8 protein-coding genes are annotated in these 6,686 nt (G+C 42.7%); 3 read left to right on the top strand and 5 right to left on the bottom strand.

The window, feature by feature from the left end; all coding sequences use genetic code 11:
* Window positions 1-58: 58 nt before the first annotated feature.
* Both AC19MX_RS03660 and AC19MX_RS03665 read left to right on the top strand, forming a co-directional pair.
* Window positions 59-901: a pseudouridine synthase family protein gene (locus AC19MX_RS03660; RefSeq protein WP_432399192.1), complete on the top strand. Its 843-nt coding sequence runs from the start codon at window positions 59-61 to the stop codon at window positions 899-901.
* A gap of 56 nt (window positions 902-957) precedes the next feature.
* Window positions 958-1,677, top strand: coding sequence for a DUF2057 domain-containing protein (locus tag AC19MX_RS03665; RefSeq protein WP_432399193.1), 720 nt, complete (start codon window positions 958-960; stop codon window positions 1,675-1,677).
* Between the two features lie 102 nt (window positions 1,678-1,779).
* On the opposite strand, the gene ybaK is transcribed toward AC19MX_RS03665, so the two are convergent.
* Both ybaK and AC19MX_RS03675 read right to left on the bottom strand, forming a co-directional pair.
* Entirely contained in the window at window positions 1,780-2,247 is a 468-nt protein-coding gene (ybaK, locus tag AC19MX_RS03670; protein WP_432399194.1) for a Cys-tRNA(Pro) deacylase, read from the bottom strand.
* 10 nt (window positions 2,248-2,257) lie between these two features.
* On the bottom strand, window positions 2,258-3,220 hold the full coding sequence (locus tag AC19MX_RS03675; protein ID WP_432399195.1) for a TDT family transporter: 963 nt from the start codon (window positions 3,218-3,220) through the stop codon (window positions 2,258-2,260).
* 138 nt (window positions 3,221-3,358) lie between these two features.
* On the opposite strand from AC19MX_RS03675, the gene AC19MX_RS03680 reads away from it, so the two are divergent.
* Window positions 3,359-4,261, top strand: coding sequence for a LysR substrate-binding domain-containing protein (locus AC19MX_RS03680; RefSeq protein ID WP_432399196.1), 903 nt, complete (start codon window positions 3,359-3,361; stop codon window positions 4,259-4,261).
* A 649-nt stretch (window positions 4,262-4,910) separates the two neighbouring features.
* On the opposite strand, the gene AC19MX_RS03685 is transcribed toward AC19MX_RS03680, so the two are convergent.
* The 3 genes from AC19MX_RS03685 to AC19MX_RS03695 all read right to left on the bottom strand — a co-directional run.
* Complete coding sequence (locus tag AC19MX_RS03685; protein WP_432399197.1) at window positions 4,911-5,417, bottom strand: hypothetical protein; 507 nt, start codon at window positions 5,415-5,417, stop codon at window positions 4,911-4,913.
* Window positions 5,418-5,546: 129 nt separating this feature from the next.
* On the bottom strand, window positions 5,547-5,825 hold the full coding sequence (locus AC19MX_RS03690; RefSeq protein WP_432399198.1) for a hypothetical protein: 279 nt from the start codon (window positions 5,823-5,825) through the stop codon (window positions 5,547-5,549).
* 525 nt (window positions 5,826-6,350) lie between these two features.
* Window positions 6,351-6,686 (bottom strand): group II intron maturase-specific domain-containing protein (locus AC19MX_RS03695; protein ID WP_498296484.1); only part of this gene is annotated, 336 nt, incomplete at its 5' end.

Here is a 6,686-nt window from a genome sequence, read left to right on the forward strand (position 1 = left end):
TAAGGTAACATTTACCCTTATTAATTACAGATACATTGCATTGTTAGAGCTAACCCAAATGATGGCCGATAAAACCGAATTCCATATTGATGTACTTGAGCACAGTACTGATGCCATTAATCTGCTGGCACAAGCAAGTGGTTTAGGTAAGCAAGTGTTAAAAGATGCCATGCAAAAAGGCGCGATTTGGCATACTCACGGCAAACAAACTAATCGAATTCGTCGTGCTAAAAAGCCCTTACAACCCGGCGATAAGCTGCACCTTTATTACAATCAGCATATTCTCAATGAACAGATAGCACCTGCAGAGCTGTTGTTTGATGAAACTGACTACAGTGTGTGGTACAAGCCTTACGGTATGCGCTGCCAAGGGTCAAAGTGGAGCGACCACACCACAATGAATCGCTTTGCTGAGTTAAACATGCAGCCACAGCGTAATGCCTTTATTATTCATCGCCTTGACCGCGCCGCTACTGGATTATTAATTCTGGGGCACAGTAAAAAAGCCACTGCGGCTATCGCTAAATTATTTGAAACTCGCGCATTAGAAAAACACTACCAGGTGATTGTTCATGGTAAATTCTCTAGTGAAACGCTGCAAATTGATACGCCTGTAGACAACAAGCCTGCGCTGTCTCATGCAAAATTAGTCACCTATCATTCAGGGCTTAATCAATCTAAAGTGCAAGTCAAAATTGATACTGGTCGTAAGCATCAAATTCGCATTCATATGGCCAGTTTAGGCCATCCGGTGGTGGGCGACCGATTACACGGCGCTGCAGACGATAGCGCGCCAGATCTTAAATTAACCTCATGCTATTTCAACTTTGTTTGTCCATTAAGCGGCAAACAAAAAACCTTTGAATTACCTGAACGCTATCGACCTCAATTTGCTGACTAACAGTCGTTATAGCAAGGTTAAACCCAATCAACTGGTTTCTACAATAGGATATACATATGTGTTTATTCATCCGTTTCGTACTCAGCTTAAGCGCATTAACTCTGTGCCAAAGCAGTTTTTCTGCCAGCTTACAGCTACCTAACAATGCCAATACGGTATTAGTGAATGGTGTCGCGACTGATCAGCAACAAGTCACGTTAGACATCAATACCCCACAGGGATTACAGCAAATAGCCTTTCGCTATCATGCCCGCTTTAGAGATCAAGGCAGCCAGCATAGCTTTAGCTCAGATGTAATTATTGTACGTTTTGCCGCGAGTGAACAAACCTACCAGTTATCACTGCCCAGCATTCGCACACAAAGCCGTGCTACACAGTTTAATGACTCACCCACACTGACATTAACCGACCAGGCTGGCATCGCGGTTGAATTCACTCAAGACAAGCTAATGAAAAAAGGTTTACAGATTGGCCGAGATTTTGAACAAGAAATCACAAAATATAATGCCGCCGCCAACCCAGCTTCATGGAATGCTAATAAAGTCACTGCAACGGTAGCTGCGCCCGAAGTGTTTAGCTCGCCAGCCAATTCAGTGGTCACTACAGCGCCAGTCACGTTAGCCATAACCGATGTTCAATCTGAAGGTGCCGGCCCAGTTATAAGCGACAGCGTAGAGCAGCCAAACCAGGCCGAAGTGTCTAACATGCTCGATTACTGGTACCAAAAAGCAACCCCACAAACTCAAGCTGAGTTTAAGGCCAGAATAAATCAGTAGTTAGCTATTTATTGAAGGTGTAAACGAACCAAGCGATAACTGACAGTAACAACAATAAAATCAATGAAAGCGATATACCCACTGGGGTATATCGCTTTTTTATTAGGCGCAAATATCGGCAAATGTCGCATTAAGCAGGCGTTGTAAATCATCAGGTTTAAGCGAAATATCTAACCCTCTTTTACCGGCACTGACATAAATGCGCTCAAACTGCTGCGCTGAAGCGTCAATCACTGTCGCTAAGCGTCTTTTTTGCCCTAACGGACTAACGCCACCAAGCACATAACCACTTGAACGCTCAACCGCTGCCGCCTCTGCCATATGAGCTTTTTTAGCGCCCGCCGCTTTAGCCATTAATTTCATGCTCAACATCGAAGACACTGGCACCACAGCGACCGCAAGCGTTTGATTATCAAGACTCACCACTAAGGTTTTAAATACCTGCTCGGCTGGTAAAGCCAATTTTTGCGCAGCCTCCAGGCCATACGACTCGTTACTGGCATCATGTTGATACTCGTGCACCTTAAAATCAATCTTGTGCTTTTTTGCCATATCAATTGCTGGAGTCATAACCGCTCACTTATGCTGAAACTAATTTTCTAGGCTGATAAAAATGTAAATAACGCACACAAACATAACTGACAACCGCAGTCGCAACAACTAATTCAAACTCAGCTAAACCTCGCACCTGGGCAATATATTCAGCGCCAACATCCATGCTTTGCATCCAAGCTTCCACTTTAAACAACGCCGTGGCCCCAATCACCATCGGGAAGGTAAATGCAGCATAACCAGGACTAAACGGTAAACGCATCAGTTTGAAAAATGATAAATAAATAATGCTGGTCATCAACACGCCAATGCCAAATAGCAACCCAATAATCACTGGCGAAGGCTGCGAGCTAATGGTTAAGTAGCCTGCTAACGATAAACTTGCTGGTGCGGCTAAAACGGCTAATGTCGGCTTAGCCGCATCAGGGATTTGCTCAGTAAAAATAAGTCGATAAATCATCATGGGTAACATCACGGCATAACTCAGCATGCCAAAAATCAACGCGCTATCGGCTATCCACAATAAATGCGCATTTCCTGAAAAAGACACATCAGCGACCACAATTCCAATTGGCGGAATAAACCAGCTTGGCACCATGTCGGTTAAGTTAAAATGTTGGCTACGATGATAAATAAATCCGACTAAAAAGCTGATGTGCAATATGACCGCAAAAGACCACAGCAAGTCACCCGCTAGCGCAGAAAAATGCCCCAATGAGTTAGACACTACCATTAATGCCATCGCAAAAGTCGGCACTACACTGCCCACCACCGGATGCGCAACATCCTGGCGCAGCAGATCATGATGCAATACAAACTTACTGGCTAATACCAGTAACAGTACACTGGCAATAGCGGCACTAATCCATTGGCCATAGTGCTGTAAATCCACGGCGTTTTCCCAACTCCAACCTAAACTGGCTATGCCTAACGCTAGCCCAGCCATGGGTGTAGGTACACCAACAATTTTACGCTTTACTCTGTTTACCATGACAACCTCAGCAGCTCTATTCGAGTCATGCAGTCATATTACGCTTGCACTTTGTTTATATATATCCAATTATATAAAACATACGTTCATAAAAACTAAACGCATATCTCACTCATCATTATTCACTAAGTCATTATTATGAACATCTCACTGAAACAACTTAATGTGTTTAGCAGTATCACCCAGCACAACACCTTAACGGCCGCAGCCGAAGCCTTGTATTTGTCTAAGGCGGCAGTGAGCATGGCGCTCGCTGAATTAGAAAAGCAGCTAGGCCATCCGCTATTTGACCGGGTCAATAACCGATTAATTCTCAATCAAGAAGGTCACAAGTTATTACCACTTGCTGATGAGCTACTTAGTAGAGCAAATAACATCAGCCAATTGTTTGATGAAGACCACGCTTTTTCGGGTCAATTGAAAATAGGTGCCAGCGACACCTTAGGTAATCATGTAGTGCCCGGGTTGCTGAGCCAATTTAGGCAACAATCACAACATTTTTCGCAAAGCGTGGTGATTTCAAATTCACGGTTAATTTGCCAAAAGCTGCTCGACTACGAGCTAGACATTGGCCTTATTGAAGGTAAAAGCCATCATCCGGAGTTAATCGCCAGCCAGTTTAGTCACGACCAAATGTGCATCATTGCAGCGCCTCATTTATCTATAAGCCAACAAACACCCTGTACATTTAACAATTTAGAACACAGTGAATGGGTATTACGTGAGGCAGGCTCTGGCTCGAGAGAGTTTTTCTTACGCACTCTTGCACCGCACATTAAGGCATGGCATGAGGTGTTTGAGCTCAATACCACTGAAGCGCTCATTAACAGTGTCGCGGCAGGATTAGGTTTAGGGTGCTTATCGACGTTAGCCGCGCAGTACGCCATTAACGATGGCCGAGTCACTCAACTGCAATTACCCCACAGTATCGATACGCTCAATATGCAACGCCCTTTTTGGCTAGTGGTGCACAAAGACAAGTACCACAGCCCATTGTTAAAAAGCTTTATCGCGTTTTGCCATCAATGGGATAATACATAAAGAGGTTGTTTGCTGAGTACTCGTTCTATTATTTAAGGCCTGAGTTGAATTTGGACATTTGAACACTAAGACTAAGACTAAGACTAAGACTAAAACCAACTCGTTTTAGGCCAAAACTTGTTAACCCCCTTCTTGTCGTCCCGGCAATGCTGTTGAGCCGGGATCCAGGTGTTTGTACTTATTGCCTTCGGCCACTAACGCTTAAGAGCGCAAGGTTCCACCCTTCACGGGTCAAATACGACATCATTCCGGCAATGTTTTTGAGCCGGAATCCAGGTGTTTGTACTTATTGCCTCCGGCCACTAACGCTTAAGATCGCAAGGTTCCACCCTACACGGGTCAAATACGGCGTCATTCCGGCAATGTTTTTGAGCCGGAATCCAGGTGTTTGCTTGTTGCTTTTATGGCCTGCGGCCACTAACGTCGTGGCGCTTCGCCCACACCAGACCAAGAGGAAATCAACGGCTGTTCCCTCTTTACTCTTTATAAAAGAATTGGCCCAGCCGCCATTGTAATCATATCAAACAGCGCGTTTTCGCGAGCTGTTATTTACAAAATAAAGAGTCACTCTTATGTGTTCGGGCTTATTCAACATTTGGAATTAGGACGCGGCTTCACACGGCATATCCTTATTTGTTAGGCATACCGTTTATCCATTGCAAACCTTATGATACTTCAATGGAAGCGGCTTAACCAAATTAGTAGTTTTACTTATACCGTATATCTCAGCTTTACACACTGTAGGTCTTGGAGATTGTAAAACTCCAGATAATTGAATTTGATAATCAAAATTAGTCTCGGGAGTAAATGTTACAATTACGGAACATTGTTTAGCTATTCCTGCAATAGAGTGTAAAAGCAAAGATATTGGTTCATTAGCTTTAACATTAACACCTTTAGAATTGAATTCAGACACCATCGGGTTGCCTTCGTCTAAAACCATAAAACGAGTATCAGGTTTAGAAGAGTCTCCATTGCACTTTCTATCATTACTAACCTCATAAATATAGGTAGTTGAACCTAATATTGGTGTTTCTAGCTGTCTTTTAATTATAACTTGAGGGGAATTAGCTTCCATTGATGCAACGTAATCTTTCATCATTGCACAACCTGAAAGAATTAATAGTGAAATTATTAAAGAAATTTTGATGTACAACAGTAGTCTCCTTGAATGCCTAACGCCCAAATAATGGGCAAATATCAGTTGGTTAAAATAAGCGACGCAGGAGCAAAAACCAACTGTTATTTGTCCTGATTAATTTGCTTGTTAGGTACAATTTGCACCTTAACCACCTGACTTTAATATAATTAACACAAGTTGTACTAGTAAAAGATAATGTACTGAAGAAAATATTGTGCCAACAACATTCAGTTTTTTGCTGTAACCCCAGAATCTAAAACCCATAATTTTAATCATCGGTTTAAAAATGAAGCCAAATGTAAAATATGTATGACTTGAGACTATATCAGGTTTTGATTGAAGCTCTTGACGAAGAATCAGTTCATAAATAACTGCAACTATAAAATAAGCTAAAGTAGATGCTTCCAATGCCGAAATTTCCATTTGTACCTAATAGCTTATTAAAAAGCCAAATAAATTTAAAGTCGGCCGTTTAAGTTATTGATTAATATCATCCTACATTTACTATCTTATTGATGTAAAGCAGTTTTATTTAACTCCACAGACCAATAAAAGCGAGCTTGCGCGTTAAAAGTGGACCCTATATTCGACAAAAATCAAAAAGGCATTCATTTCAATGTGTTACAAAACAAACAAATTATTCATCGTACTACTTTAGTTTACTTATTATCCGATATTTTTAAGTCAGTTAAGATATGCAGTTTGACGCTGGGCGTAGCGCCACGACGTGAGTGGTCACAGGCCATGAATACATAACGACCAAACAACAAAAACAAACACCTGGATCCCGGCTCAAAACCATTGCCGGGACGACGAGAAAGTAGCTAACAAGCTTCTGTCGGATAGGCGACACCTGTTACCAAGTGCCGCCCTCCTAAGAACCGTACGTGCAACTTTCACTGCATACGGCTCAAGCCTCAGCTAAGGCGTGTTCTGTTACCCAGCACCCTATATCGCAGCCAAGACGGGTTCGAACCATGAGTTTCTACCTTCCTTTGCCCGCTTGCGCGTACCTAAGTAAGCTGCATATTCGGGGTCGTAAGGTGTCGCTGCACTCCTGATTTTCACATGTCTTTGTATTAGCGTTTGAGCTATTTGGACAAGGTTAAACCGACAATCCATGTTCGCTATTTTCTGCCAACCATGAAATTGCCACTGTCCCTTACCATCCAAATAATATTTACGCCTCACCCAGTCTTTACTTTTAGACGGATGACGCCTAACTGCCCAGCGCCATAACAACCAGAAAAGTTGATGGCCTACATAACCGAAAACTTGCTTAGC

The sequence above is a fragment of the Shewanella sp. MF05956 genome, from assembly GCF_059758055.1.

What these genes read in the sequence shown, in the direction of transcription:
- AC19MX_RS03690 (WP_432399198.1), bottom strand. Translation starts at nt 5,825, where the DNA reads ATGGAAATTTCGGCATTGGAAGCATCTACTTTAGCTTATTTTATAGTT.
- AC19MX_RS03665 (WP_432399193.1), top strand. Translation starts at nt 958, where the DNA reads ATGTGTTTATTCATCCGTTTCGTACTCAGCTTAAGCGCATTAACTCTG.
- ybaK (WP_432399194.1), bottom strand. Translation starts at nt 2,247, where the DNA reads ATGACTCCAGCAATTGATATGGCAAAAAAGCACAAGATTGATTTTAAG.
- AC19MX_RS03675 (WP_432399195.1), bottom strand. Translation starts at nt 3,220, where the DNA reads ATGGTAAACAGAGTAAAGCGTAAAATTGTTGGTGTACCTACACCCATG.
- AC19MX_RS03680 (WP_432399196.1), top strand. Translation starts at nt 3,359, where the DNA reads ATGAACATCTCACTGAAACAACTTAATGTGTTTAGCAGTATCACCCAG.
- AC19MX_RS03660 (WP_432399192.1), top strand. Translation starts at nt 59, where the DNA reads ATGATGGCCGATAAAACCGAATTCCATATTGATGTACTTGAGCACAGT.